The 26437-nt window shown below is 66.7% G+C and carries 20 protein-coding genes and 1 other RNA gene; 8 read left to right on the plus strand and 13 right to left on the minus strand.

Annotated features, from left to right (window positions below):
- Positions 1 to 188 precede the first annotated feature (188 nt).
- Positions 189 to 1637 carry an NAD-dependent malic enzyme gene (locus ACYU8W_RS04610; protein WP_499467027.1) on the minus strand — a complete coding sequence of 483 codons (1449 nt, stop codon included), beginning with the start codon at positions 1635 to 1637 and terminating at the stop codon, positions 189 to 191.
- Positions 1638 to 1699: 62 nt separating this feature from the next.
- Between ACYU8W_RS04610 and ACYU8W_RS04615 the strand changes: the two genes are divergently transcribed.
- Positions 1700 to 2350, plus strand: coding sequence for an SIMPL domain-containing protein (locus ACYU8W_RS04615; RefSeq protein WP_499467029.1), 651 nt, complete (start codon positions 1700 to 1702; stop codon positions 2348 to 2350).
- 16 nt (positions 2351 to 2366) lie between these two features.
- Here ACYU8W_RS04615 and ssrA read toward each other — a convergent pair.
- The 3 genes from ssrA to ACYU8W_RS04630 all read right to left on the minus strand — a co-directional run bounded on the left by ssrA (position 2367) and on the right by ACYU8W_RS04630 (position 5203).
- Positions 2367 to 2734, minus strand: a transfer-messenger RNA (tmRNA) gene (gene ssrA / locus ACYU8W_RS04620).
- A 136-nt stretch (positions 2735 to 2870) separates the two neighbouring features.
- Positions 2871 to 4742 carry a DUF2207 domain-containing protein gene (locus ACYU8W_RS04625; RefSeq protein ID WP_499467031.1) on the minus strand — a complete coding sequence of 624 codons (1872 nt, stop codon included), beginning with the start codon at positions 4740 to 4742 and terminating at the stop codon, positions 2871 to 2873.
- A gap of 56 nt (positions 4743 to 4798) precedes the next feature.
- A complete protein-coding gene (locus ACYU8W_RS04630) occupies positions 4799 to 5203 on the minus strand; it encodes a hypothetical protein (protein WP_499467032.1) in 405 nt (134 codons plus the stop codon).
- 286 nt (positions 5204 to 5489) lie between these two features.
- Here ACYU8W_RS04630 and ACYU8W_RS04635 point away from each other — a divergent pair, with 286 nt between their 5' ends.
- The gene (locus ACYU8W_RS04635; RefSeq protein WP_115922524.1) at positions 5490 to 5738 is read left to right on the plus strand and encodes a WhiB family transcriptional regulator; all 249 of its coding nucleotides are present in this window, start codon (positions 5490 to 5492) and stop codon (positions 5736 to 5738) included.
- Positions 5739 to 5788: 50 nt separating this feature from the next.
- Here the strand turns inward: ACYU8W_RS04635 and ACYU8W_RS04640 are convergent, their stop codons facing one another.
- Both ACYU8W_RS04640 and ACYU8W_RS04645 read right to left on the minus strand, forming a co-directional pair.
- A complete protein-coding gene (locus ACYU8W_RS04640; RefSeq protein WP_499467034.1) occupies positions 5789 to 7267 on the minus strand; it encodes a sensor histidine kinase in 1479 nt (492 codons plus the stop codon).
- Between the two features lie 84 nt (positions 7268 to 7351).
- A complete protein-coding gene (locus ACYU8W_RS04645) occupies positions 7352 to 12208 on the minus strand; it encodes an NAD-glutamate dehydrogenase (RefSeq protein WP_499467036.1) in 4857 nt (1618 codons plus the stop codon).
- 118 nt (positions 12209 to 12326) lie between these two features.
- On the opposite strand from ACYU8W_RS04645, the gene ACYU8W_RS04650 reads away from it, so the two are divergent.
- Both ACYU8W_RS04650 and ACYU8W_RS04655 read left to right on the plus strand, forming a co-directional pair.
- Positions 12327 to 12854 (plus strand): hypothetical protein, encoded by a 528-nt coding sequence (locus tag ACYU8W_RS04650; RefSeq protein WP_499467038.1) that lies wholly within the window; start codon positions 12327 to 12329, stop codon positions 12852 to 12854.
- Positions 12851 to 13351, plus strand: coding sequence for a DUF2505 domain-containing protein (locus ACYU8W_RS04655; RefSeq protein WP_141929003.1), 501 nt, complete (start codon positions 12851 to 12853; stop codon positions 13349 to 13351). Before ACYU8W_RS04650 ends, ACYU8W_RS04655 begins: the two co-directional genes overlap by 4 nt.
- A gap of 185 nt (positions 13352 to 13536) precedes the next feature.
- On the opposite strand, the gene pruA is transcribed toward ACYU8W_RS04655, so the two are convergent.
- On the minus strand, positions 13537 to 15165 hold the full coding sequence (gene pruA, locus ACYU8W_RS04660) for an L-glutamate gamma-semialdehyde dehydrogenase (protein ID WP_499467040.1): 1629 nt from the start codon (positions 15163 to 15165) through the stop codon (positions 13537 to 13539).
- Positions 15166 to 15528: 363 nt separating this feature from the next.
- On the opposite strand from pruA, the gene ACYU8W_RS04665 reads away from it, so the two are divergent.
- On the plus strand, positions 15529 to 16965 hold the full coding sequence (locus tag ACYU8W_RS04665) for an HNH endonuclease (protein ID WP_499467042.1): 1437 nt from the start codon (positions 15529 to 15531) through the stop codon (positions 16963 to 16965).
- A gap of 457 nt (positions 16966 to 17422) precedes the next feature.
- Here ACYU8W_RS04665 and ACYU8W_RS04670 read toward each other — a convergent pair whose 3' ends face one another.
- The 4 genes from ACYU8W_RS04670 to ACYU8W_RS04685 are packed head-to-tail and all read right to left on the minus strand — an operon-like array spanning position 17423 to position 21260.
- On the minus strand, positions 17423 to 17839 hold the full coding sequence (locus ACYU8W_RS04670) for a DUF6912 family protein (RefSeq protein WP_499467481.1): 417 nt from the start codon (positions 17837 to 17839) through the stop codon (positions 17423 to 17425).
- 19 nt (positions 17840 to 17858) lie between these two features.
- A complete protein-coding gene (locus ACYU8W_RS04675; RefSeq protein WP_499467044.1) occupies positions 17859 to 19268 on the minus strand; it encodes a WS/DGAT/MGAT family O-acyltransferase in 1410 nt (469 codons plus the stop codon).
- Between the two features lie 25 nt (positions 19269 to 19293).
- The gene (locus tag ACYU8W_RS04680; RefSeq protein ID WP_499467046.1) at positions 19294 to 20550 is read right to left on the minus strand and encodes a CpaE/TadZ family protein; all 1257 of its coding nucleotides are present in this window, start codon (positions 20548 to 20550) and stop codon (positions 19294 to 19296) included.
- Complete coding sequence (locus tag ACYU8W_RS04685; protein WP_499467048.1) at positions 20550 to 21260, minus strand: CpaB family protein; 711 nt, start codon at positions 21258 to 21260, stop codon at positions 20550 to 20552. The genes ACYU8W_RS04680 and ACYU8W_RS04685 overlap by 1 nt, the downstream gene beginning before the upstream one ends.
- A gap of 170 nt (positions 21261 to 21430) precedes the next feature.
- Here ACYU8W_RS04685 and ACYU8W_RS04690 point away from each other — a divergent pair, with 170 nt between their 5' ends.
- Complete coding sequence (locus ACYU8W_RS04690; protein ID WP_129625757.1) at positions 21431 to 21640, plus strand: helix-turn-helix domain-containing protein; 210 nt, start codon at positions 21431 to 21433, stop codon at positions 21638 to 21640.
- On the opposite strand, the gene ACYU8W_RS04695 is transcribed toward ACYU8W_RS04690, so the two are convergent.
- Positions 21641 to 22186: a hypothetical protein gene (locus ACYU8W_RS04695; RefSeq protein WP_129625758.1), complete on the minus strand. Its 546-nt coding sequence runs from the start codon at positions 22184 to 22186 to the stop codon at positions 21641 to 21643.
- Between the two features lie 85 nt (positions 22187 to 22271).
- Here ACYU8W_RS04695 and ACYU8W_RS04700 point away from each other — a divergent pair, with 85 nt between their 5' ends.
- Entirely contained in the window at positions 22272 to 23021 is a 750-nt protein-coding gene (locus ACYU8W_RS04700; RefSeq protein ID WP_499467051.1) for a LysM peptidoglycan-binding domain-containing protein, read from the plus strand.
- Complete coding sequence (locus ACYU8W_RS04705; protein WP_499467053.1) at positions 23018 to 23527, plus strand: Rv3235 family protein; 510 nt, start codon at positions 23018 to 23020, stop codon at positions 23525 to 23527. The genes ACYU8W_RS04700 and ACYU8W_RS04705 overlap by 4 nt, the downstream gene beginning before the upstream one ends.
- 57 nt (positions 23528 to 23584) lie before the next feature.
- Here the strand turns inward: ACYU8W_RS04705 and secA are convergent, their stop codons facing one another.
- Positions 23585 to 26314, minus strand: a complete 2730-nt coding sequence (secA, locus tag ACYU8W_RS04710; protein ID WP_499467055.1) for a preprotein translocase subunit SecA — start codon at positions 26312 to 26314, stop codon at positions 23585 to 23587.
- Between the last annotated feature and the right edge of the window lie 123 nt (positions 26315 to 26437).

Below are 26437 nucleotides of genomic sequence, written 5' to 3' on the forward strand. Positions count from 1 at the left end.
CACAGCATCACGAACAACACGCGAGATCTCATCAGCCATGCCTGATGAGTGTCCCGGATGTCACGACACTCGGGTGTCCCGAATGTCATGACATCCGGGACACCCAGAAGTCACGAGACATCACACACGAGGGAACTGCGCCTACGCAGTTCCCTCGTGCATTTCGCGCTACTTCGCCCGAACGTCGGTCAGTCCTCGAACGGCTCGTCCTGCTTGGTGCTGTGCCGGTCCCCTTCGAGTTCGGCGCGGGCAGCCTTCTCGACGGCGCGGGCCACGACCATCGAGATGTCGGGCTGGAACACCGACGGGATGATGTAGGCCGGGTTGAGTTCGTCGGGGCTGACGACGTCGGCGAGCGCTTCGGCCGCAGCCAGCATGATGTTGTCGTCGATGCCGTCCGCTACCGCGTCGAGCAGGCCGCGGAACACACCCGGGAACACCAAGACATTGTTGATCTGGTTCGCGAAGTCGCTGCGGCCGGTCGCCACCACGGTCGCGTGCTGAGCGGCGGCGGTCGGATCGACCTCGGGCATCGGGTTGGCGAGCGCGAAGACGATCGCGTCCTCGCTCATGGTCGCGATGTCGTCACCGGTGAGGATGTTGGGCCCGGAGACCCCGATGAACACGTCCGCGTCGCGCAGCGAGTCGCGCAGCGTGCCCGAGATGCCGTCGGGGTTGGTGTGGTCGGCGACCCAGCGCAGGAACGGGTCCTTGCCCTCGACGATGTCCTCACGGTCGCGGGAGACGACCCCCTTGATGTCGGACACCACGACGTGGGTGGCGCCGGCGGCGAGCAGCAGTCGGGTGATCGCCGTACCGGCCGCGCCGGCTCCGGACTGAACGACCTTGACGTCCTTGAGCTCCTTGCCGACCACGCGCAGCGCATTGCGCAGCGCGGCGAGCACGACGATCGCGGTGCCGTGCTGGTCGTCGTGGAAGACCGGAATGTCGAGTTCGTCGCGCAGGCGGCGCTCGATGTCGAAGCAGCGCGGGGCGGAGATGTCCTCGAGGTTGATCCCCGCGAAGACCGGCGCGATGGCCTTCACCGTGGCGATGATCTCCTCGGTGTCCTTGGTGTCGAGGCAGATCGGGAACGCGTCGATGTCGGCGAACCGTTTGAACAGCGCCGCCTTTCCTTCCATGACCGGCATGGCCGCGAGCGGGCCGATGTCGCCGAGCCCGAGGACTGCGGTGCCGTCGGTGACCACCGCGATCGTGTTGCGCTTGATGGTCAGGCGGCGGGCGTCCTCGGGGTTGTCGTGGATCGCCATGCAGACGCGTGCGACGCCCGGGGTGTAGACCATCGACAGGTCGTCACGGTTGCGGATCGGGTGCTTGGACTTGATCTCGATCTTGCCGCCCAGGTGCGCCAGGAAGGTGCGGTCGCTGACCTTGTGGACGACGACGCCTGCGACGGTACGCATGGCCTCGACGATCTCGTTCGCGTGGTCGCCGTCGCGCGCGGCGACGGTGACGTCGATCTTGATGCTCTCGGCGTCGGACGAGGTGATGTCGAGGCCGGTGATGAGGCCGCCCGTGCGCTCGATCGCGCCGGTCAACTCACTGATCGCGGTGGCCCGGCCGGGCACCTCGAGTCGGACGGTGATCGAGTTGGAGACGGAAGGCATCGCAGTCATGACTCCTTTCTTACCGTGTCCACGCCTGCCGTGCGGACGGGGTCACGTGTCAGGGTGGGTTCATGCGGCAGACACAGAGCGGAATCACCGTCATCGGGTCGTCCACCGTGAGCACCGCGGCCGACCGCGTCCGCCTCCGGATCGCTGTCGAGCAGTCCGCGGCCGGTGCCGCCGAAGCACTCACCCGGTCCTCGGAGAACGCCCGGACGTTGCGTGCCGGCCTGCGCGGAGCCGGCATCGCCGAGCGGTCCATCCAGACCACCGGACTCTCGGTCGACGCCCAGTGGGGCGAGCGCCAGATGGTCGTGGGATACGTTGCACGACAACGCTTTTCAGCAGNACAACGCTTTTCAGCAGTCGCAGAGAACGTCGAACAGGCCGGAGAGCTGCTCGAGACGCTCGGCGCACAGCTGGGTGACGCGTTCCGTGTGGAGGGCGTCGAGGTGTTCGCGCACGACACGTCGACGGCTGCTGCGGCCGCTCGCGCCGCCGCGTACGACGACGCCGTCGAGCAAGCACGAGCCCTCGCTCAGAGGTCCGGACGAAGCCTGGGTGAGGTGCGTTCGGTGACCACGGTGATGCCCGCGGACGGCCCGGAAACATATAGGGGGCAGACCATGGCGATGGCCAAGGTGGGCTCGTTCGCACCCGGCGAGATCGAGGTCGCCGAACAGGTGCAAGTGAGTTGGGACTGGGCCGACTCCACAGCGTGACGTGCCCATTCGGTGGTGGTGGAGGTGGCGGGAATCGAACCCGCGTCCGCTCACCGCGAGAAGGGACTTCTCCGGGTGCAGTGCGCTGTGGATTTTCTCGGCCCCAGGGCTCGCGCGCACACGTTCCCTGACAGGCCCAGTCGAGTAAGAGTCCCGCGTCGTCCCTCGACATGACGACGCAGCAAGTTCTCTAGCTGACGCCAGACACTGAGGCGAGAACTAACTCAGGCTGACGGACTTCGAGGCTCGCTCAGGCGGCGAGGGCGAAGTCGGTGCGCTTGTTGTTGGCACCTATTGGTTTTGCACGGAGCGTTTACGAGATAACCGTGCCTCCTCGACCCGCTTCTCCCTCGTCGGCGATCAACGTCGAAACCGATCACCCCCGAGTTCGTGTGGTGGCACACCTGAAGATTCAGGGGTGGCACCGGCGGGCACGTCACGCTGTGGAGTTGTAAGGCTTGGCCAGCCTAACGGTGTAACGGCGCCGGACGCGAACCAATTCCCGTCGGGTGCATCGGGATCACCAGCTTCCGGTGCCCCCACCGCCCCCACCGCCGCCGGAGAACCCGCCACCTCCGGAAAAGCCTCCACCACCGAACGCCGATCCACCCGAGGATCCGGGGGTGGACACGAAGGTGCCGGCCGAGACGGTGCCGAAGTCGTCGATCCCGCCGGCGATGCTGCCGAAGTCACCGAAACCGCCGCCCAGCGGGATGTACCACATCGGCATGACCAGCGGCCGGCCCGCGGCTTCGGCCGCTCGCGCCACCTGGGCGAACTTGTCGGCCCACTGCTGGGCGATACCGAAGACGACGGCGTACGGCATGTACCGGCTGAAGATCTGCTCCGCCTCGTCGAACTTGATCTGCTGCGCCTCGGCGGTGACGAGGTACTCGCGGAACCCGAGCGACTGATCGGTGACCGCCGAGCCGCGAGCGGTACGCGATGCCATCTTGCGGCCCATCAACATGACGATGACGCCTGCGATCGCCAGCCCGATCGGCAGGCCGATGGCGGCTGCGCTGATGCCCGGGAGCAGGAAGAATCCGAAGAACGCCGCCCCGATGAGGGCCATGCCGCCCATCTGGAAACCGGTGCGAACCGCCTCCGGTGACCGCCGGAACCAGCCGCGCTGCACGACCTCGGTGTACATCTGGCTCTGCGCCTTGGTCAACGTGGACTTGAAGTGGTTACGCAGTTGCGACAGCAGGACCGGCGAACCCAGTTGAAAGAGCCCATCGAGCAAGGTCTCCTCGTACGGCAGCAGTTGTTCGCCGTCCGGCGGGTCGAGAAGGGTGAGCTGCCAGTCGTTCTTGGCGAACAGACCGCCGCGCTCGACCTCCTCCATCCGTAAGAAGCCGCGCACCGCGAGGTCGACCACCGTGGCCGAGACGTCGACGGTGCCGGCTTCTCCATCGATCACCGTGCCCATGAGTCCAGGGCGCACACCGGCCGGCGGCTGGAACTGCACCACCACGGTGCGACGCCCGCCCCGGACCACCGAGTCGTCCTGGCCGTCCGCCGGTTCGAGCCCGGGCGCAACAGCGGCATAGCGCTCGTCGCGGCCCCGCTTCCAGACGGCCAGACCCATGACCGCCGCAGCCAGGGCCGGCAGACCCACCGCAGCACCGGAACCCACCGCTCGCAGCGTGTCCTGCTGCTGCGGGGTCAGCGACGAGTCTTCAGCGCCGCCCTTGGAGTCGTCGACCGTGCCTTGTTCGAGGTCGGGTGCGGTGCTGGTGAAAGGCGCCGCAGGGAACGCTGCTCCGATCGTCACCTGCTGAAACGGCTGGAGGGACGAGGCGCTGAACGTGGCCTTCTGCCCGGCGGACGATTCACACTTGTCGGACGTCTTCGTGACGCCGTAGTAACACACCGCGTTCGTGACGGCGGCCGGGCCGGTGACCGAGATCCGCACCTCGTCGGTGGGCACTCCGGTCTGGGATCCTGTTGCGTTCCAATAGAGTTCGACGGTCCCGTCGGGTTGCTTGTTGACGACGGAACCGAGTTTGTACTTCACGATGTAGGTGTGGGTGCCACGGACCGTCTCGTCGGCGGATCCGACCCGGATGACGGTCATCGCACCGAAGTCGGACAGGTCGACATCGTCCGGTGCGCCGGTCGGGCTGCTCACCCGGACGTCGGTCATCGGGTAGACGCGGTACTTGTCGGGCTCGGGGTCGTAGCCCTGCGAGGTGATGATCGATCGCTTGATGCCATGCGACTGGTCGCCGGCGAACTGGTACCTGATCGTCTCTGTCACCTCGGCCGAGCCATTCGGCTGCACGTCGTAGTCGGCGGTGAACGACAGGATCCGTTCCCCACCTGCCGCTCTCGCGCTCGAGACGGGTAAGAACACAACCGCTGCCGACCAGAGGAGTACGGCCAACACGGCCCAGAACCTTCGCATGACTGAACCCTACGAGGCGGGCGCCTGGATCCGGTGGATCAGTCCTGGCCGTCGCGTGCGGCGACTTCGTGCGGGCGCGCCAGAACGGTGGCGAGGAAGGTGAGGACGGCGACCGCGATGATCAGCCATCCGGCCCATGGAGCGCCGCCGTCACCGACCGTGAAGCCGATCGGCAGGAGCAGCGCGTTCCACAGCAGCGTCGGCGTGCGCGCCGCGGACCGTCCCGCGTTCAGCAGCCAGGCGAGCGAGGCGACACATCCGGCGAGCACCACCAGCGTTGCAGCGAACGACCACGAACGCGCTGAGACGCCGTCGAACCCCGACCAGATTCCCACCGCGAACAGAGCCACTGCCTGCACGACCATGAGGGCGGCGGCCACCCGCCATGGGGTGGTCACTCCCGCGGTCGCCTCGCGCAGCGGTGAAGATGTCTGATCGGACATACGGGATCCTTCCTCCGGGGCACGGACAGAACAGGCGAAACGCTGAAAAGCGCGAGTTTCGGGGCAGGTCGGGGGCGTGGTGTGACCAAGGACTCACCTTCGAAAAGAAAAGATTCGGTCAAACCCCTTGTGCAACACAGGCAGCATCTGTGAGCCTTGACAGTCGGCACGCCCAACCACAGCGTAGCCACTCGAAACGAACCGACGAACGATGGGTGCCCCGTCGGTTCACGCGCACGACGCATGGCCCGGCACCGGGAACATCTACTCAAGGAGCAGGACGACTATGGATTGGCGCGACCGCGCTGCATGCCTGGAAGAGGACCCGGAGCTTTTCTTCCCCATCGGGAACACGGGCCCTGCCTTGCAGCAGATCGAGGACGCCAAGGCTGTCTGTCGACGCTGCGAGGTCATCGACACTTGTCTGAAGTGGGCCATCGAGAGCGGGCAGGACGCCGGCGTCTGGGGTGGACTGTCGGAGGACGAACGACGCGCCATGAAGCGGCGCAATGCACGCGCCCGCCGCGCCGGTTGAACGTGCCGGTTGAACGTACCGGCTGAACGCGCAGGCTGAGTCCGCCGAAGTCAACGCTCCACCGGGATATCCCGCAGCACCGCCGTGAACTTCACGGCGGTGCCGTTTTCTGTCCGTTCCCAGTCGATGTCGCCGCTCAGGTCGGCGACCAGCGACCGGACGATCTGCACCCCGAGTCCGCCGCTGCCCGGCGCGAAATCGTCCGGTAACCCGGCACCGTCGTCGGCCACCTCCACCCGCAACAGGTCGCCGTCACGACTCTGCTCCCGACGCACTGTCACCTGCACGTGACCGTCCTGCTGCGCGAGGCCGTGCTCGACGGCGTTCTGGACGAGTTCGGCGAGCACCATCGCGATCGAGGTCGCGTCCTCGGAACACAGCGTCCCGAAGCTGCCGTCGATCGCGCCGCTGACCCGCACGCCCGAGCGGTTGCCCAGGTCGAGGGCTGCCTGCACTCCGCGCTGCGCGACCTCGTCGAAATCCAGGTGGTCGTCCAGCCGGGACGAGAGCGTCTCGTGCACCGAGGCGATCGTCGCCACCCGACGGACCGCGTCGTCCAAGGCTGCGCGGCCGGCCGGATCGTCGACCCGCCGTGCCTGGAGTCGAAGCACAGCGGCGACGGTCTGCAGATTGTTCTTCACCCGGTGATGGATCTCGCGTATCGTGACGTCCTTGGTGGCGAGTTCACGCTCACGACGACGCAGCTCACTCACATCGCGCACAAGAAGCACGGCACCGATGCGACGACCGTTCTCCTGCAACGGAATGGAACGAACCATCACGCTCGCCGACCGGATGCGTACCTCACCGCGGTGCGCGACGCGTCCGCGCAGCACCTGGGTGAGGTCCTCGTCGGCCGGTGAACGCGCGGGCAGCAGGTCGTAGACGGCCGAGGCCAGCGGCATCCCGATGACATCGGCTTCGTACCCGAGGCGGTGCACCGCAGACACCGCATTCGGGCTGGCGTAGGTGACCAGGCCGTCGACGTCCAGGCGCAGCACCCCGTCGCCCACCCGCGGGGTGCCGCGCCGGACGTGGGTGGCCGGCTCGTGTTGCGGAAAGGTACCGGCAGCGATCATCCGGGCGAGCGCGTCGGCGGTCGCCAGGTAGGTGACCTCGAGTCGGCTCGGCGTGCGCATCGAGGCGAGATTGGTGTGCCGGGTGAGCACCGCGACCACACGTCCGTAGCGGACCACCGGGATCGCCTCCTCGCGGATCGGCATGTCGTCGCGCCAGACGGTCTGTCCGGCTCGGACGATCTCCTGCTGATCCCGTGCGGCCTGGACCATCCGGGCGCGAGGCACCGCCACCGGCTGACCGACGAGGTCCTCGGTGAAGACGCTGACGCCGGTGGTCGGACGGGCATGCGCCGCGGCGAACCACTCCCCCGCCTGCGACTGCACCCAGAGGACCAGATCGGCGAACGACAGGTCTGCGATCAGCTGCCAGTCACCGACGAGGCGGTGCAGCCAGTCCGAATCGGCCGCGGTCACCTCGTGCCGGCTCAGCACGTCGCTCAATGTGGGCACGGCGGGAGCCTATGCGGTGGATGACCCCGTTACGGCCGAGCCCCGGGACGCGACGGCGTTCCCGGGCCCGGTGACGTGATCGGCTCAGCTGGCGGTGCCGCTACGGATCGCCCCGCGCAACGTCCGCAGCGCTACCGACAATGGGGCGAGCCCCGGGTGCGGCAGCGTCTTGATCGCGTCCAGCGAGGCGAGGGCCCTACCGACCGAGTCGGGGTTCTGCTCCAGCCAGCTCGCGACACGGTCGGCCGGAGCCGCCGAGTCCGGCGTGCCGGCCAGGACAGCCGCGGTGAACGACTCCAGCACCAGGTACAGGTCGTCGCGGATCGCGCCACGAGCCAAGGAGTCCCAGCGGTCGTCGCGCGGCAGTGCCGAGACCGCACCGAGCATGGTGTCGATCCCTACCCGCTCGGACACCGCAAAGTACGCACCGGCAACCGTCTCGATGTCGTGGTCGCTGTTGACCGCGAGTTCGGTGATGTCGAGCACCGAGAACAGGTCGAGCAGCGCGGCAGCACGGCCGGCGAGTTCGTCCGGAATGCCCTGGTCCACCAACGACGCCTTGTTGCTCTCCCACCGCTTGCGCTCGGTACCGCGCAACAGATCGGGCACCTTCGGCGCGAGCGTGGTCACGTCGGCCGAGAACCGGTCGATCTCGCTGCCGACATCGAGCGCCGTCGGCCGGTTGTTGAGCAACCAGCGCACCGCACGGTCGAGCAACCGGCGGAACTCCAGGTACAGCGTCGTCTGGGCATCGGTCGAGGCGATGTTGTCCAGCGCCTCCACCTGGGCCACGAAGCCGGTCAGGTCGAAGACCTCGCGGGCCACGACGTACGCCCGAGCAATCTGTGGGGCCGAGGCCTGCGTCTCCTCCATCACCCGGAACGCGAACGTGATGCCGCCCCGGTTGATCATCGAGTTGACGACGGAGTTGATGACGATCTCGCGACGTAGCGGGTGCTGCGCGAGAGCGTCCGCGAAGCTGTCGCGGACCCGCTGCGGGAAGTACTCGCCGAGGGTCCGGGTGAACCAGGGGTCGTCGGTGAGGTCGCTGCCGGTGAGGTCGTTCTTCAGCGCGAGCTTGGCGTAGGCGACCAGCACCGAGAACTCCGGCGAGGTCAAACCACCCTCGTCCTCGAGACGGCGCTCGATCTCCTCATCGCTCGGCAGGAACTCCAGGCCGCGGTCGAGTTCCTTGCGTGCCTCGAGCCACTTGATCAGACGCTGGTGGACGGTGACCATCACACCCGTCTGGGCGCGCGCGTTGCCGAGCAGAGTGTTCTGCTCGTAGTTGTCACGCAGCACCTGGTGAGCGACCTCGTCGGTCATCGAGGACAGGATCTCGTTGCGCTCGTCGAGATCGAACTGACCACGCTTGACCAGGTCGGTCAGCAGGATCTTGATGTTGACCTCGTGGTCGGAGGTGTCGACGCCGGCGGAGTTGTCGATCGCGTCGGTATTGACGCGGACGCCGTTTCGCGCGGCCTCGATGCGTCCGAGCTGGCTGGCGCCGAGGTTGCCCCCCTCACCGATGACCTTGACGCGCATCTGCTGTCCGTCGACCCGGATCGCGTCGTTCGCACGGTCGCCGATCCTGGAGTTCGACTCGGTACTCGCCTTGATGTACGTGCCGATGCCGCCGTTCCAGAACAGGTCGACAGGCGCCTTGAGGATGGCGTTCATCAGGTCGGACGGCGCCATCTCGGTGATGCCCTCGTCGATGCCGAGGCGCTCGCGCACCTCGTCGGTCAGCGGGATCGACTTGGCCGTTCGCGGGTACACCCCTCCACCCGCGCTGATCAGCGAGCTGCCGTAGTCCTCCCACGACGAACGCGGCAGGTCGAACAACCGACGGCGCTCGGCGTACGAGGTCGCAGCGTCCGGGTCGGGGTCGAGGAAGATGTGCCGGTGGTCGAACGCGGCCACCAACCGGATGTGCTCCGACAGGAGCATGCCGTTGCCGAACACGTCGCCGCTCATGTCGCCGACGCCGACGACCGTGAAGTCCTGCGTCTGCGTGTCGTGGCCCATCTCGCGGAAGTGCCGCTTGACAGACTCCCACGCGCCTCGGGCGGTGATGCCCATGCCTTTGTGGTCGTAGCCCGCCGAGCCACCGGACGCGAACGCGTCGTCCAGCCAGAACCCACGCTCCTGCGCGACGCCGTTGGCGATGTCGGAGAAGGATGCGGTGCCCTTGTCGGCCGCCACCACGAGGTAGGTGTCACCCGGGTCGTGACGGACGACGTCCTGCGGGGGCACCACCTCACCGTCGAGGAGGTTGTCGGTCAGATCGAGCAGCCCGCCGATGAACAGTCTGTAGGACTCGATGCCCTCGGCCATCCACGCATCGCGGTCGCTCGGGCTCGGCAACTGCTTGGCGTAGAAGCCGCCCTTGGAACCGGTCGGGACGATGACCGCGTTCTTGACCATCTGCGCCTTGACCAGCCCGAGCACCTCGGTGCGGAAGTCCTCGCGCCGGTCGCTCCAGCGCAGACCACCGCGGGCGACCTTGCCGAAGCGCAGGTGCACGCCTTCGACGCGCGGACTGTAGACCCAGATCTCGAACATCGGCCGCGGGTGCGGCATGCCGGGTACCGACGCACAGTCGATCTTGAAGCTGATCACCGGACGGTGTCCGCCGTCCTGGAAGGCGTTGGTGCGCAGGATCGCCATGATCGCTCCGCGGAAGGAACGCAGGATGCGGTCCTGGTCGAGGCTGGCGACCTGGGTGAGCCCGGCGTCGATGCGCTCGTTCACCTCGGCCTGAGCGGCTTCACGGTCCTGCTCGGCGGTCGGGTCGAACCGGGCGTCGAACAGCGCGATGAGATCGCGGGTGAGTTCGACGTTGGTGACCAACGCCTGCTCGACGTACTCCTGGCTGAACGGCAGGCCGACCTGGCGCATGTAACGGGCGATCGCACGAAGCACCGCCACCTGCCGGGCAGTCAAACCACCTTGCAATACAAGCGCATTGAGCCCGTCGGACTCGCTGTGCTTGTTCCACACCGCCGCGAACGCGTCCTGGAAGCGCTTGCGCACCTGAGCGAGTTCGGCATCGGTGCCCCACACGTCCGCGTCGTCGGCGCGTAGGCCGAAGTCGTAGATGTGGATGAGTTCGCCGTCGGCGCGGTTCATCGAGTACGGACGCTCGTCGGTGACCCGGACGCCGAGGTCGGTGAAGATCGGCATGACGTCCGACAGCAGCACCCCGTTGCGGCGGAACAACTTGAACCGGCGCTCCCGCGCGTCACCGGACGGGTCACGGTAGAGCGTCAGACTGGTGTCGTCACCGTCCTTCAGCGACTCGATGTGGCGCAGGTCGGCGACGCCCTGACGCGGACCGAAGTCCTCCTTGTACGCCTCGGGAAAAGCATCGGCGTACAACGACATCACCCGCGCGGACGCGTCCTCACCGTCTTCGTCGCGGGCATGCATTCCGAGCTGCTCGGACCACGTCTGGGTGGAGCGCAGCAGTTCCTCGCGCAGTGCCTCGTCATCGACCTGCGGCACGCCGGTGCCGGGATCGACACGGACGACGAAATGGATGCGTGCCATCTCGGCGTCGGTCACGTGGGTCGTGTAGTCGATCGCCGTGGCGTCGAAGGTGCGCTTGAGGATGTTCGACATCGCCAGCCGTACACGGGTGTTGTACCGGTCGCGCGGGATGTAGACGACGACGCTGGTGAACCGGCCGAACTCGTCGTCGCGGCGCAGCACCGCCGGGGTGCGTCGCTCCTGGACGCGCATGACCTGGCTCGCGATGGACTTCAGTTCCTCGGTGCGGATCTGGAACAACTCGTCACGCGGGTAGGTCTCCAGCACCTGCATGAGGTCCTTGCCGGAGTGGCTGTCGGGGGCGTACCCGGAGTTGGTCACGACCGCAGCCACCCGCTCGCGCAGGATCGGCACGCGACGCACCGACTCGACATAGGCGCTGGAGGAGAACAGCCCGAGAAAGCGGCGCTCACCGATGACATTGCCGGCAGCGTCGAAGGTGCGCAGGCCGATGTAGTCGAGGTAGACAGGCCGGTGCACCGTGGAGCGGGAGTTCGCCTTGGTGACCGTCAACAGGTGCGGGTCGCGGGCAGTGCGTCGCGCGTGCGGGGTGAGGCGCGAGAACGCCTCGGACGCCGGGGCGTCGTAGCGCAACAGACCGAGGCCGCTACCGGCGACGCCGCGCAGGACGTCCTCGCCGTCGACCTCGTCCAACACGTACTCGCGGTAACCGAGGAAGGTGAAGTGTTCGTCGGCGAGCCACCGCAGGAAACCTTGGGTGCGCTCCACGATGTCCTTGCCGACCGAACTCGGCGGGTCGGCCTCCAGGTCGCGGATGATGACATCGCACTGTGCGCGCATGCGTTCCCAGTCGGTGACGGCGTCGCGGACGTCGTCGAGCACCTCGTGGAGAACAGCGACCAGGTCGGCGTCGCCGGACTCGTCGGCGGCCAGATCGATCTGCAGGTTCATCCACGACTCGGCGATGGGATCGGCCGCGCCCGAACGGTGCTGGGGCTGGTCATCGGTGTCGAGGATCTCGCGCAGCTCGCCGGAGGCGTCCCGCTCCACCCAGAGCTGAGGGTGGATCAGCAGGTGGACGCGGCGGCCCAGACGAGCGAGCGCCGCGGTGACCGAATCGACCAGGAACGGCATGTCGTCGGTGACGATCTGCAGGACCGCGTACGACGAGCTCCAGCCGTCGGCGTCCTTGTTGGGGTGCAACACCTGGATGTTGGCTCGACCCGGCGGACGCTGCTTGGCCAGTTGTTGATGCGCGTGCAGCAAGCCGTGGAGATTCGCGGATCCCAAAGCGTTGATGTCCTCGTCGGCGACGTGCCGGAAGTAACGCTCGGTGAGCGGGTCGGTGCACCCCCCGTCGCCGCAGTCGTGCGAAGCGCTCTCGCGCAGGACTTCCTGCCGGTGGTGACCGGACAAGTCAGCAGACAAAGCCAACAAACCTCATGGGTGCGTAGCGTGGCGGCGCACGTCGTTGTGTGCCGCCCTTCGACTGTATCGCCCCTGTGAAGTACGCCACGGTCAGGTTGGGCGGGTTAGCCTGGCCCGCATGCCTTCCTCGACCCAGGTCCGCGACGACGCCCTTCGCAGACTCGCGGCGACGGTTCCACAGCTGTTGTCGGTGCGGGTCGAGACCGCCACCGACACAGCCACGGCGACGATCGGGCAGGCCATCGAACATGTCGCCGAAGCGCTGCTGGCGTGGCACGACTGGCTGGTCGGCGGGTCGGCCGTGCAACTGCGTCTGAGTGACGGCTTGGCACCCACCGGACCCTTCCGTCCGCGCGCAGGTTCGAGTGTCGATCCGGCCGCGCTGGCGTCGGCCGCGTACGACCTGCGCCGTTGTGCCGCAACGCTGCAGACTGTCGTGGACGAGGTACCCGGCGAGGCGTCGCGCGCCACCGGACAGGAGTTGACCGATGTGCTGCGCGGGCTCGCCGAGGTGCTGCAGGATCACGTGGCGCAGGTACGCGAACTACTGCCGGGGGGCGGTGGAGCAGCCGACACCCGACAGGCGCGACTGAGTGTCGCCGAACGCGTCCTGCACCGCAGGGTGCTCGATACGCTGCGCGCATGAAGATCAAGCGTTCCTGGACCTACCCCGCCCCCGTGGCCGACGTGTACGCGATGGTGACCGACGAGGCCTATCAGCGACGCAAATCGGAGGCGACCAGCACCGACGGCGGCACGGTCGAACTCGCCCAGACCGCCGATGGCGGACACCTCATCACCGTTGCCCGGGTGCTGCCCACCGATGCGTTTCCCGAAAACATCAGGGCGATGGTCGGCAACACCATCACGGTGGTCGAGACCCAGACCTGGGGTCTCGCCGGCGACGACGGTTCGCGGGTCGCCGACCTGGCGGTCGACGTGAAGGGCACGCCGGCGTCGATGAAGGGCACGGTGACGTTGACCCCGGTGTCGGACACACAGACCCGACTGGACGTCGACGGAGACCTCAAGGGCGGCATCCCGATCATCGGCGGCAAGATCGAAAAAGCCGCCGCACCGTCCTTCATCCACGCACTCGAGCAGGAAGAACGCATCGGCACCGAATACCTCGCCGGCAACTGAGCGTAGACAGATCGGTCTGGGAATCACGTTGTTTCCCAGACCGACTCGCGTTGTTGTCAGTTGGAGTTGAGCACCACGCTGGCTTCGGTGGTGTTCACCCGGAAGGCGAAAGTCCCCTGCAGGTGCAGTGATCGGGTGTGCCCGCCGAACCTCCGGGCCCAGGACTGCGCATGTTGTGCTGCAGGTCAGCCCATGTGCGGGTACTCGTAGGAGGTCGGCGGCACGAAGGTCTCCTTGATGGAGCGCGGGCTCGTCCAGCGCATCAGATTCGCGGGTGAGCCGGCCTTGTCGTTGGTGCCCGATGCACGGCCCCCGCCGAACGGCTGCTGGCCGACGACGGCGCCGGTCGGCTTGTCGTTGATGTAGAAGTTGCCGGCAGCGAACCGCAGGCGACGGGTGGCGTCCGCGATGACCACCCGGTCGGTGGCGATGATCGAACCGGTGAGCGCGTACGGCGCGACCGACTCCATTTGGTCGAGCACCTTGTCGAACTGGCGGTCGGGGTAGACGTGCACCGCGAGGATCGGACCGAAGTACTCGGTGGAGAACATCTCGTTGTCGGCGTCGCCGATCTCCAGCACGGTCGGGCGCACGAAGTAGCCGACCGAGTCGTCGTAGGTGCCGCCGGCCAGCACCTCGATGTCCTTGTGCGCATGTGCCATGTCGATGGCGTCCTTGTGCTTGGCGAACGCACGCTCGTCGATGACCGCACCCATGAAGTTGGAGAAGTCGGTGACATCACCCTGGGTGAGCGAGTCGGTGATCGAGACGAGGTCGGCCTTGATCTTCTTCCACAGGCTCGCCGGCACGTACGCGCGGCTGGCGGCCGAGCACTTCTGGCCCTGGTACTCGAAAGCGCCACGGATCATCGCGGTCCGCAACACGTCCGGGTCGGCGGACGGGTGGGCCAAAATGAAGTCCTTGCCGCCGGTCTCCCCCACCAGGCGCGGGTAGGTGCGGTAGTCGGACAGGTTGGCACCGACCTGGCTCCACAGGTGCTGGAAGGTCGGGGTGGATCCGGTGAAGTGGATACCTGCGAGGTCGCGGTCGGCCAGTGCGACCTTGCTCAGGTTGAGTCCGTCGCCGGTGACCAGGTTGATCACACCCGGGGGCATGCCGGCCTCTTCGAGCAGTTCCATCGTCAGCTGCGCGGCGCGGTTCTGCGTCGGGCTCGGCTTCCAGACGACCGTGTTGCCCATCAACGCAGGAGCGGTCGGCAGGTTGCCGGCGATCGCGGTGAAGTTGAACGGCGTGATCGCGTAGACGAAGCCCTCGAGCGGACGGTGGTCGGTGCGGTTCCACACGCCGCGCGCGTTGGCCGGCGGCTGCTCGGCGAGGATCTGTCGGGCGAAGTGGACGTTGAAACGCCAGAAGTCGATCAGTTCGCAGGCGGCGTCGATCTCGGCCTGGTAGCAGGTCTTGCTCTGCCCGAGCATGGTCGCTGCATTCATGCGGGAGCGGTACGGGCCGGCTAGCAGGTCGGCGGCCTTGAGCAGGATCGCTGCGCGGTCGTCGAAGCTCAGTTCACGCCAGCCCGGAGCGGCGTCCTTGGCCGCCTGCACCGCCGCCTCCGCGTCGGCCACGGTCGCGTTCTTGAGGGTGCCGAGCACCTTCTTGTGGGCGTGCGGCTGACGTACGGCAATGGCCCTGCCCCCGCCCATGACTCGCTTGCCACCGATGGTGTGGGGCAGGTCGACCTGCTCGCCGCCGATCTGCACGAGGGCGAGTTCGAGCGAGGCGCGCTCCGGACTTCCGGGTGCGTAATCGAGGACCGGTTCGTTGACCGGTGCGGGCGGAGTGGTCACTGCGTCCATGAAGGGTGGCTCCTTGTCGTGCTCGGAAGTGTCCGGCAAAGCTGCGGACGTTCGTCCGGCCATCGTCTCAGACGCTCGGCGCCCGCAGTCTTTCGACGTCGAACTGTCCGGTTACGCGTGAACGCCATGGCCCGGAGAAGTCGGCCTGCTCGATCACCAGCGTCCATTCCCCTCGTAGGCCGGGCAACGAACTCGTCAAGCACCAGCCCTTACCCGCGTCAAGTCTCCGGCTCATCCGTGTGGACAACTCGTCACTGTCACCAGGGCTGTGGATACCCGTCGGTAGCGAATTTCGTTGTCAGCGAACGAAATCGGGGTGTGGAAAGGCTTTCGCACGGGTTCGAACACCTGTACGATGAAGACATGTTCGAGACCACCTCCTACCCCGGTGAAGCAGCCGAATGCGTTGCCACCGCGACCGACGCGTTGGCGTCGGTGCGACGCCTCGGGAAGGTGTCGTCGAACCTGACCGATGTCGAACTCACGGCCACTGCGCAGTCGTTGGTGGTGATGATGCAGCAGGCCGAAGCCTCGTTGGTCGCGCTGACCACGGACGCGATCGGACGGGGTGTCATCGACCGGTCCACCGCCGCGAACGCGTCCCAGTGGGTGCAACGGTTGTCGACCGGTGAACCCGTGCCCGGGTTGTTGGGCGCGGGGACTTTGTCCGTGGCGGGTCCACTGGTGCCTGAGTCCGCGCCGGCCGGTGACCCTGCCAGCGCCACCGGTGAACCCGTCGAGTTGGAGCCGTCGCCGTTTCGGTCGGGCATCGAGCCGGCGCACGCGGCCCGGATCAGCAAACTCGCCGACGCGTGCCGGTCCCCGTTGAACCAGGTGTTGGCGGACGCGGTCTGCACCGGATCGGTGAACACCACCATCGCCAAGACCGCGTTGGACAACATCGACAAGATCAAAGCGGTGCTCCCCACGGCGGACCGGGGTGAGGTGTTCTCCTGGTTCCTCGGCCTCGAACCAGGCTCCGGCGCCAAAGCCGTCCACGAACTGACCAAACGAATCATCGCGATGTTCGGTGATGAGGTGTTGGACGAGACGGAAGACGCGGTCCGGGCACACGAATCGTTGACGTGGATGAACCTGCCCGAGGGCATGGTCCGCCTGATCGCGGACCTGTCACCCGATCACGCGGAGATCGTGAAACACGCCATCGGTGCGTTGTCCGCCCCGGCGCCGGTCACCGATTGCTGTGACGAGCCGAACCACCGCCACAACGAGGGTGCTGCGAAGACGGGTGAACCGGACACCCGGCCCCCGGGGAAACGACGCGCAGACGCGCTACTCACGCTGATCGCCATGGGCGCCCAAGGGATCGACGGTGACGGCAGCATCAAGACGTTCGGTTCGGCCCGGCTGGTTGTCACCATCGACTACGACGTGTTCGCCAAAGCCCTCGCCGGACTCGGGGTCACCGACACCGGGGTAGGTGTCACCCCCGACACGATCCGACAACTCGCCTGCGATGCGGAGATCATCCCGATGGTCCTCGGGTCCAAGTCCCAACCGTTGAACGTCGGACGCAAGGTCCGGCTGGTCGACAAAGAACTCCGAAGAACCGTGATCCAACGCGACAAACACTGCACCTACGACGGATGTGACCGACCACCCGTCATGTGCGAAGTGCACCACGTGACCCCCTGGTGGGCCGGCGGTGAAACGTCCCTCGCGAACTCAGCCCTGCTGTGCACCACCCACCACCGCATCGTGCACCGCGACCACCTCACCGCCACCGTCACCGACCACACCGTGACCTGGCACCACCACAAGGGCGTCAACGCCGCCTGAACAGTGTGCAGCGGGCCATTCCACGGCAGTACAAACCCTGCACGGACTCTTTGCTGATCGGCGATTCAGACGATCTGCCGTCCTGTTCAGCGCTCGGAGACCTACGCTCTGGTAACGAGGAAAAGACCGAAGGTCTCCAGGCGGGCGGGTGCCTCAGTTGTGGGCGTCGTCGCAGTGGGTGCCATCGCGGCAACCATCGCGTTGAATCACTCGCCCGCGAATACCGATTCGTCCGACCCGGTCCTCCTCGGCGGCGGCACCCAGGGCTCGACATCCTGGACTGCCGTTGCGCCGACTGGTCGGCACCGTCCCAGGCGACCTGCCAGTCCTCACGCCACCGGGTCCACGGATCAGGGCTGGTCTTCGCCCACGCGGCGACGGCGGCCTCGAGACCCTTGCCGGTTCCCTGCCATGCCGATCGTGGCCAGCAGGAAACCAATCGCTTTCTATGGTTCGGTCACTGGTTGTCGATCACGTCGAGAAGCAGTCCCAACTCCGTGGCGTCGAACCAGGACAGTTCGATGTCCTGGTCCGGATGCTCGGCGGCCGCGTCGCCATCGATCAGGTGAAAGCTGGCAAACCGCTTGAGCGGCAACGGTCCACAGGCGACCACCTTCGCGTCGGCATTACCGTCCGTCACCGAGCCTTCGGCGACGTCAGCAGCGGCGACGACCTGCGCCCCGAGCGCGATCGCGGCCAGCGCGGCGTCCTGGCTCGCGGCGTACTCGTGCACCTCGTCGTCGTCGACACCAGGGCGTCCGGCACGAGCTGCGTCCGTCACCGCGAATGCGTCGAATCGCTCGTCGGTGAGTTCACGTCCGTCGCGCAGCGCGAGGAGTTGCTCGGTGGTCAGCGGAAGGTAGATCCGGCGCATGGTGGTCACGGGTGCCTCCTCAGCTCTCGGACACGAGTTCGGCAAGTGCTTCCTCGACACATTGGCCGAGCATCTCGACGTCAGGCATCGAGTCGCGGTCTGCGGTGAGGCCGAAGAACACCTTGCCGTTGTACGACGTGAGACCGATGGCGAGCGCCTGACCTTTGGCGATCGGGATCACCGGATAGGAACCGATCATCTCGGCGTCCGCGGCGTACAGCTCGTGCTGCGGCCCGGGGACGTTGGTGATGACCAGGTTGAACATCCGGCGGGACATCACACCACCGAGGCGAGCCCCGAGAGAGTGCAGGGTGGGCGGCGCGAACCCGGACAGGCCCGACAGCGACCGCGCTCCGACGGCGGTGCGCGAATCAACCTGCTGTTGCATCGCGTACGCGACCTGGTGCAGTCGCATCCGTGCATTCGGCTCCCCGACGGGGAGGTCGATGAAGCATGCGGTCACCTGGTCCTGGTCCGGGTCGTCGTCGACGGAGTGCGTGCTCACCGGCACCATTGCGCGGATCGTCGCACCGCTGTCGACTGCCTGCCCACGCGACATCAGCCACGCCCGCAGACCGCCCGCGACCGCAGCAAGCACGACGTCATGGACGGTGACGTGCTCATTGGAGCTGTCGGCCGTGATGCGGGTACGCACCTTCTGGTAATCGGCGAGCTTGCTTTCCAGCATCACATACCGCCGGTACCCACTGACCTGCGCATTGAGCGGGCTGCTCGGCGCCCGCATCGCGGTGCTCCGGGCCAGCACACCCAACAGATCGGTTGCCGTGCCCGCGACTCGCCGACCCAGAGTGTGAACGTTGGTCAGTACCTCGACTCCCTCGCGGATCACTCGCCCCGGGCTGCGCAGCATCGAGAAGATGCTGTCGGCGACGAGTTCGATCGCCGACGGCTCCGGACGCGCCCGCCAGGTGTGCGGGATCTGGTCCTCGCGGCCCGCGTCGGAGTCGACGATCACCTGGCCGATGTCGATCGCGTTCACACCGTCGACGAGTGCCTGGTGGGTCTTGGTGACGATCGCGAAGCGTCCGCGCTCAAGCCCTTCGACGAGGTACAGCTCCCACAGCGGACGATCCCGATCCAGCGCGCGCGACTGGATACGTCCGACGAACTCCTCCAACTGGGCGGTGTTGCCCGGTTTCGGCAGCGCGGAGCGACGTACGTGATACGTGATGTCGAAGTCCCGGTCGTCGACCCAGACCGGGTTGCTGATGCGTCCGGGGGTGTGCCGAACCCGCTGGCGGTACCGCGGCACGAAGGCGATGCGGTTGCTGACAAGGTCGATGATGTTGTCGTACTCGAACCCCTCCGCCGGCGGGTCGAACACCATCACCGAACCGACGTGCATAGGCGTGGTGGCGTCCTCCAGGTACAGGAAGGACGCGTCGAGTGAGGTCAGTCGATCAGCCACGCGGCTATGTTCTCATCCCTGGTGGTCAGCCCGCTCGCTTACGCAGACCTCTTCCCCGGCGCGCGGGACGGCCCTGCGCCAGACCCATCCGTTCGTGCGCGAGTGCGCGGATCGCTGCTGCCGCCGGCGACGACGGGGCGGTTTCGGCAAGTGCCCTGCCGGCGAGCAGCGCAGCGTCCAACGCGTCGCGGTCGTCCGGGATCAACACCGGTTCGACGCCGGCGAACCGCTGCAGCGCGTGCTCGATCTCCTGACGCGGGTTGCGACCGGCGGCCGATGCGCGAACCTTGGTGACCACCACCGTCGACCGAGCGACGGTGAGTTCCTTGACCTCGTCGATCGCGCGCACGAGCCTGCCGATTCCGATCGGGTCACCGGCAGCCACGACCAACACCTCGTCCGCGTTGTCGAGCACTGCACGAGTGGCCATGTTCCGTTGCGGCGCAACGGTGTCGAAGCTCAACTCCTCGTCCAGATCGGTCGGTGCCGCAATGTCGACGATGGTCCATCGATGCATCCGTTTCGAGGTTTCCAGTACCGATTGCAGTGCAGCAGAACGAACTTCCGGCCAACGGTCCGGGCGCGGCAGGCCGGTCAGGATGCGCAACCTCTCCCCCACCATCGGCGCCAGCCCGGCGAGCGAGACGGTGTCGAGGCGTCCGGCTTCAGCCAGCCGTGTCGCAGCGGCGACGCCCGGTGCTTCATCCAGCACGCCGAACAGTTGGGCCTGGCACGCACCATAGGTGTCGGCGTCGATCAGCATCGTGGGTTCTCCGGCAGACGCGAATTCGACGGCGAGGTTGGCTGCGACGACCGAACGTCCGGGTGCGCCCCCGGTGCCCCATACCGCGATGACCTTGCCGTCCTCGTCCTGCTCGTTGGGTGCCGGAGAACCGGCATCCTCCTCGGGCAGGGCTACCACACGCGGTACGTCGGTCGTCGCCGCCGCGTGCACCTGCTCGAGGAGTTCGTCCTGGGCAGCTCGATCACCGATCAGCCAGCTGACACCCCACTCACGCAGTGTGCGCTCCTGCGACTCGTCGGCGAACACGCCGATGACACGTACGCCCTGGTCGCGTAGTTCGCGTACGGACGACAGATCGAGACCGGGCAGGTCCGCCGAGACCAGCGCCACCTCCGCACGACCGGCGGCAGCGACGGCGAGCACCTCAGCGAGATCAGCACAGCGTCGGACCAGATCCACCCCGTTCGCCGCGCCGAGCACCGCAGCGATCTCCGCCTCGGCGTGCGCACTGACCCCGGTGATGACCGCGATCGCCATCAGTTGCCCTTCATCGGTGAACCCGCGGCGGGGATCAGCGTGACCTTCGCACCACCGTTCACCGATTCGATGATCGTGGCGACCTTCGCATCGGGCACCAGGACGTAGACCTGGTCCCCGCCGGACGACACTCCGAGACCCGATCCTGACGTGGGCACACGATGCACGGTCGCCCGTTGTACCTCTTTGGTCGGACGCTGGAAGTCGTTGGTACCGGTCGAACCCGGCGTGCGTCGCGCGACCCACACGTCGACGACCGAGCCGCGCACCAGTGCGGCCGCCTGCGAGCCGGCGACCGGCAGACCGATGCTCTTCGCGTTCACCTCGCCGGCCGACCCGATGGCGCTCGTCGGCACCAGTTCCCCTTCGCGGACCTCCCGCAGCACGGTGCCTGTCGGCTTCTTGCCGGTGCCGAAGTAACCTTCTCGCCCGTTGTCGATCCGCACCTTGACCACCTCGAGATCGGATGCCGCCACGGAGTCGCCCGGCAGGAGCGTCCGCTTCGCACGGAGCACCTCGACGGACGAGTCGAACTGCTTGAGGGTCAGCGCGCCCGCGAGCATCGCCAGGATCACCAGCAGCACCCCGGCGATGAGGCGACCGTCCTTCCACGACGGTTTCTGCAGGCGTTGGGCCGGACGCCCGTCGGCAGCCGACTGCGACGTCGCGCGAGGCGTCATGCGAGACGTCGTGGTGTGGGTGTCGCCCATCGGTCGTTCTCCCGTCGATACGTGTTATCCGCTTCATCTTGCGTTCGGATCCACGCCAAGGCGAGTTGTTCACAGGTAAAAACTTGTTCAAACCTGCGATGCGCCACAATGGCCACAGCACGTGCTCAGCCCGATGACCACCACTTCGGCCGACCGGAAAGGACGCCTCGGTGCCTGCCCGCTTTCTGCAGATCTCGGATGTCGCGGAGACATTGAACATCTCAGCGCGAGCCGTGTACGGCCTGATCAGTTCAGGGGATCTACCGGCGATCAAGGTGGGCAAGTCGTGGCGTATCGAAGCCGATCAACTCGAGGCCTACATCCAACGGGCGTACGCCGACACCCGCTCGAAGGTCGAGTCGGGCACCGTGACCGAGTGATCAGCCGATCCGCCGGATGACCGCGATCGCCGCCCATGGCAGAACCCGGCGGCCGGTCACCGCGCCGCCTCGGCGCACCGCATCCGCTGGGTGCAGCACCACCTCGACGTGGTCACTTCCGACGAAGTCGATCGTGCCCACCCACACCGATCCGGCCGTGTCGTGGACAGCCACCGCTGAACGGTCTCGGGAGATTCCGCGCAGGGCGACACCGAGCCCGAACCGGCGGGTCACCGAAGGCGCCTGATCACTGCGGCGGCCCAGTCCGCCGATGCTGACGATCGCCGTCGCCGGAACGATCGCACTCGAACGGCCCGGCTCCTCGACGACCACCCAGTCGCGGCCCAGGTCGGTGAGTTCTCCCTCGACCGGACCGGCCACCGTCGACAGGACGATCTTCGTGCCGACTCCCGCCGCCACCCGGTCGAACCACGAGACCTGAGCCCGCTCATGGCGGGTGCGATCGGGTACCTGGGCCAGAACTTCCTGGCGTTCGCGCTGCGCGAACTGTGCTTCGAGGTCATCGAACAAGTGGTCCCACCGCATGCCCGGAGAGTACCCGCGCAGAACTTTACTCACATCTTACGCGTGAAGACTGTTGATGACGTTTTCTTACGTTTATTGTCATCTTATGATCGATGAGTCCACCCTCAGGAGAGCACGAGCTCTCGCACTCCTGCTCGCCGCTGTCGCAGCTTCCGCGTCGTCCTGGTGCGTGCTGACACTCCTGCAGCAGGGTCGCGAACCGTTCGTGTCCTTCGATTCCCTGTGGTCGACCGCGCTGCTGACCGCGCTGGCCATCACGTGCGCGTGGGCAGGCGCCGTCGCGCTCGTGGCGCGGACCGAGATCGCCCGTCCGAGGATGCGCGTCGACGGCGCCACCCGCCTCGTTGCCACGGCGCTCATCGCGATCGCCGGATGGACGGTGTCCTTCTCAGGAGTACCGGCGTCGGCATCACCGACGGGCCCGGACGCAGTCGCCACGTCCCCGGCAACTGCGTTGTCCACGAACGGTTCTCCTTTGCCGACCCCCGACTTCCGGGCGGCTCCGAGTGCAATGTCCGACGACCCGGCACCGGACCCCGGATGGCTGCCGACCGCACCGAAGGCGGTCGACCCGGCCAACCGGAGCGCGCTCGTGATGCCCGGTGCCGCGAACGATCACTCGGTCGTCGTGCACCGGGGCGACACACTCTGGGCGATCGTCGGACGAGCTCTCGGCCCTGACGCGTCCGCCGCGCAGATCGCGCGGGCTGTTCCTGCCTGGCACGAGGCCAACCGAACGGTCATCGGCGACAACCCGGACCTACTGCTCGCGGGCCAGATCCTTCACCCGCCCACCGATACCGATTTCACTGCCAGACAGGGGAGTTCCCGATGAGCGTCGCACCCGTCCACGTACCCACGCCGGTCCACTCCCGGCCGGCGCCGAGCCTGCTGCCGGCCGCCCGACCGCGCCGCCATCTGCAGTCGGTCTCGTTGGACCAGTCATCGCTCGCCGTCGATTTCCGGTCGGGACGGCACGACGTCGAGTTCGGTCCGCAGCACTCCAGTACCGGTGACCTGCCCGACCCGACGGCGTGGGGTACGCGGCTGGTGCACGGCCTGCTCGAGGTGATGAGCGGGGTCCGTCCACCGTCGCAGATCGAGCGCTGTCTGACCCTCGAACTGCGCGAACGGGTCCGCCGTGCGTACGCGACCGCGGTTCGTCGCGGCGCACGGCCGGGACGCCCGAGTCGCGTACTACGCGTGCGCGTGTGTGATGCCGTTGACGGAATCGCCGAGGTGAGTGCGGTCGTCTACGACCGCGGTCGTGTCCGCGCTGTCGCGATGCGGCTCAGCGGATGCGACGGACGCTGGTTGCTCACCGAGCTTGAAATGGGTTGACGTGCAACGAAAGACGAAGGCGGCCGACCAGAGGGACGGCCGCCTTCATCGTGCAGGTCACTTCTGGGAAGATGCCTTCGCCTTCTTCGCCCTGCGCGCGTTGGCACGGCGCTGCGCACGCGGCAACTGGCTGTCGTCCTCGTCATCGAGAACACGACCGTCGTCCGTGATCTCGTGCTGGTGCGCCTGGCCGTCCTCGCCCGGTGCGGTCAGCGTGAGCTTCTCGTTGGTCTTCTCCGGCAGGGATGCCTGCACCTCGTCCGGGTCGACCTCGACGTGGAAGAGGTTCTGAATGGCCTCCTCCTTGATCCCGTCGTTCATCGCGGAGTAGAGCTGGTAACCCTCTCGCTGGTACTCGACCAACGGGTCACGCTGGGCGAACTGGCGCAGGCCGATGCCCTCCTTGAGGTAGTCCATCTCGTAGAGGTGCTCGCGCCACTTGCGGTCCAGAACCGACAGCATGACGCGGCGTTCGACCTCACGAGCCACATCGGCGCCCCAAGCCTTCTCGCGGGTGTCGTAGGCGTGGTGGACATCGGAGCGGATCTCCTGCACGAGGATGTCGCGGTTCAAACCGGCTCGGCCGCCGACCTCGTCCTCGATCTCCTCGATCGTGATCGAGACCGGGTAGAGGTCGCGCAACGCCGACCACAGTTCGTCGAGGTCCCAGTCGTCGGAGAAGCCCTGCGCGGTCGCTCCGTCGACATACGCGTCCACCACGTCGTTGATGAAGTGACGCACCTGGGGCTCGAGGTCCTCGCCCTCGAGGATGCGGCGGCGCTCCTTGTACAAGGTCTCGCGCTGCCGGTTCAGCACGTCGTCGTACTTCAGGACGTTCTTGCGGATCTCGAAGTTCTGCGCCTCGACGCTGGTCTGCGCCGACTGGATCGAGCGGCTGACCATCTTGGACTCGATCGGGACCTCGTCCTCGATCTTCGCGGTCTGCATGAAGCGGTCGACCATGCTGGCGTTGAACAGGCGCATCAGGTCGTCCTGCAACGACAGGTAGAAGCGACTCTCGCCCGGATCGCCCTGGCGGCCGGCGCGACCACGCAGCTGGTTGTCGATACGGCGCGACTCGTGGCGCTCGGTGCCGAGCACGTACAGGCCTCCGAGTTCGAGCACCTCCTCGTGCTGCTGCTCGACCGCCTTCTCCGCCTTCGCGAGCGCCTCGTCCCAGGCAGCCTCGTACTCCTCGGGCGTCTGCTCCGGGTCGAGACCCTTGCGCTTCAGCGCGGCGACAGCGATGTGCTCGGGGTTACCGCCGAGCATGATGTCGGTGCCTCGACCGGCCATGTTCGTCGCGACCGTGACGGCGCCCTTGCGGCCGGCCTGCGCGATGATCTGGGCTTCCTGCTCGTGGAACTTTGCGTTGAGGACCTCGTGCGGAACTCCCTTGCGCCGCAACTGTTCCGAGAGGTACTCCGACTTCACGACGCTCGTCGTACCGACCAGGACCGGCTGTCCCTCGCGGTGGCGGTCGACGATGTCGTCGACGACGGCGCGGAACTTCGCCTCTTCGGTGCGGTAGATCAGGTCGGCCTGGTCCTTACGGACCATCGGCTTGTTGGTGGGGATGGTCACGACGCCCAGCTTGTAGATCTGGTGCAACTCGGCGGCCTCGGTCTGGGCCGTACCGGTCATGCCGGCGAGCTTGTCGTACATGCGGAAGTAGTTCTGCAGGGTGATCGTGGCCATGGTGTGGTTCTCGTTCTGGATCTCCACCTCCTCCTTGGCCTCGATCGCCTGGTGCATGCCCTCGTTGTAGCGACGGCCGGAGAGCATGCGTCCGGTGTGCTCGTCGACGATGAGGATCTCGCCGTCCTTGACGACGTAGTCCTTGTCCTTCTTGAACAGTTCCTTGGCCTTGATGGCGTTGTTCAGGTAACCGATCAGCGGGGTGTTCTCGGCCTGGTAGAGGTTGTCGATACCGAGGAGGTCCTCGACCTTCTCGATACCCGACTCCATGATGCCGACGGACTTCTTCTTCTCGTCGATCTCGTAGTCGCCATCGCCCGGCTTGTTCTCGCCGGCCTTCTTCGGCGCACAGGTGAGGTGCTCGACGATCTTGGCGAACTCGGTGTACCAGCGGGTGGCCTCGTCGGCCGGACCGCTGATGATCAACGGGGTGCGCGCCTCGTCGATGAGGATCGAGTCCACCTCGTCGACGATCGCGAAGTTGTGGCCGCGCTGCACCAGTTCGGTGGAACTCCACGCCATGTTGTCGCGCAGGTAGTCGAAGCCGAACTCGTTGTTCGTGCCGTAGGTGATGTCCTTGTTGTACTCGGCGCGACGTTGGTCAGGCGTCATCGAGGACAGGATGCACCCGGTCTCGATGCCGAGGAAGCGGTGCACGCGTCCCATCAGCTCGGACTGGTACTCGGCCAGGTAGTCGTTGGTCGTGATGACGTGGACACCCTTGCCGGACAACGCGTTGAGGTAGCTCGGCAGGGTCGCCACGAGGGTCTTGCCCTCACCGGTGCGCATCTCGGCGACGTTGCCGAGGTGCAGCGCGGCGCCACCCATCAGCTGGACGTCGAAGTGACGCTTGCCCAGCGTGCGGACGCTCGCCTCGCGAACGGCGGCGAACGCTTCCGGCAACAGCTCATCGAGCGTCTCGCCGTCGGCCAGGCGCTCCTTGAACTTGTCGGTTTCTGCTCGCAACTCCGCGTCGGTCATCGCTTTGAAGTCGTCCTCAAGCAGGTTCACCTGCGCCGCGAGACCCTGCAGCTTCTTCAGCGTGCGGCCTTCACCGGCCCGCAGGACCTTCTCGACTACCTTCGGCACTGTTGCTCCTCGTTCGTGTACAGACCCACCAAGACTAATGGGCGACGCAATGACGATTCGGTGGCGTCCGATCCTCGCCTGTTGCACCAACGGGCGAAGTTAATCGGAGGATCCCATCGCCGC

The organism is Yimella radicis (assembly GCF_054778255.1).

Coding starts and splice junctions, on each gene's coding strand:
- ACYU8W_RS04635 (WP_115922524.1), top strand. CDS start 5,490: ATGGATTGGCGCGACCGCGCTGCATGCCTGGAAGAGGACCCGGAGCTT.
- ACYU8W_RS04680 (WP_499467046.1), bottom strand. CDS start 20,550: ATGGCGATCGCGGTCATCACCGGGGTCAGTGCGCACGCCGAGGCGGAG.
- ACYU8W_RS04665 (WP_499467042.1), top strand. CDS start 15,529: ATGTTCGAGACCACCTCCTACCCCGGTGAAGCAGCCGAATGCGTTGCC.
- ACYU8W_RS04630 (WP_499467032.1), bottom strand. CDS start 5,203: ATGTCCGATCAGACATCTTCACCGCTGCGCGAGGCGACCGCGGGAGTG.
- ACYU8W_RS04695 (WP_129625758.1), bottom strand. CDS start 22,186: ATGCGGTGGGACCACTTGTTCGATGACCTCGAAGCACAGTTCGCGCAG.
- ACYU8W_RS04650 (WP_499467038.1), top strand. CDS start 12,327: ATGCCTTCCTCGACCCAGGTCCGCGACGACGCCCTTCGCAGACTCGCG.
- ACYU8W_RS04705 (WP_499467053.1), top strand. CDS start 23,018: ATGAGCGTCGCACCCGTCCACGTACCCACGCCGGTCCACTCCCGGCCG.
- ACYU8W_RS04655 (WP_141929003.1), top strand. CDS start 12,851: ATGAAGATCAAGCGTTCCTGGACCTACCCCGCCCCCGTGGCCGACGTG.
- pruA (WP_499467040.1), bottom strand. CDS start 15,165: ATGGACGCAGTGACCACTCCGCCCGCACCGGTCAACGAACCGGTCCTC.
- ACYU8W_RS04685 (WP_499467048.1), bottom strand. CDS start 21,260: ATGGGCGACACCCACACCACGACGTCTCGCATGACGCCTCGCGCGACG.
- ACYU8W_RS04670 (WP_499467481.1), bottom strand. CDS start 17,839: ATGCGCCGGATCTACCTTCCGCTGACCACCGAGCAACTCCTCGCGCTG.
- ACYU8W_RS04700 (WP_499467051.1), top strand. CDS start 22,272: ATGATCGATGAGTCCACCCTCAGGAGAGCACGAGCTCTCGCACTCCTG.
- ACYU8W_RS04610 (WP_499467027.1), bottom strand. CDS start 1,637: ATGACTGCGATGCCTTCCGTCTCCAACTCGATCACCGTCCGACTCGAG.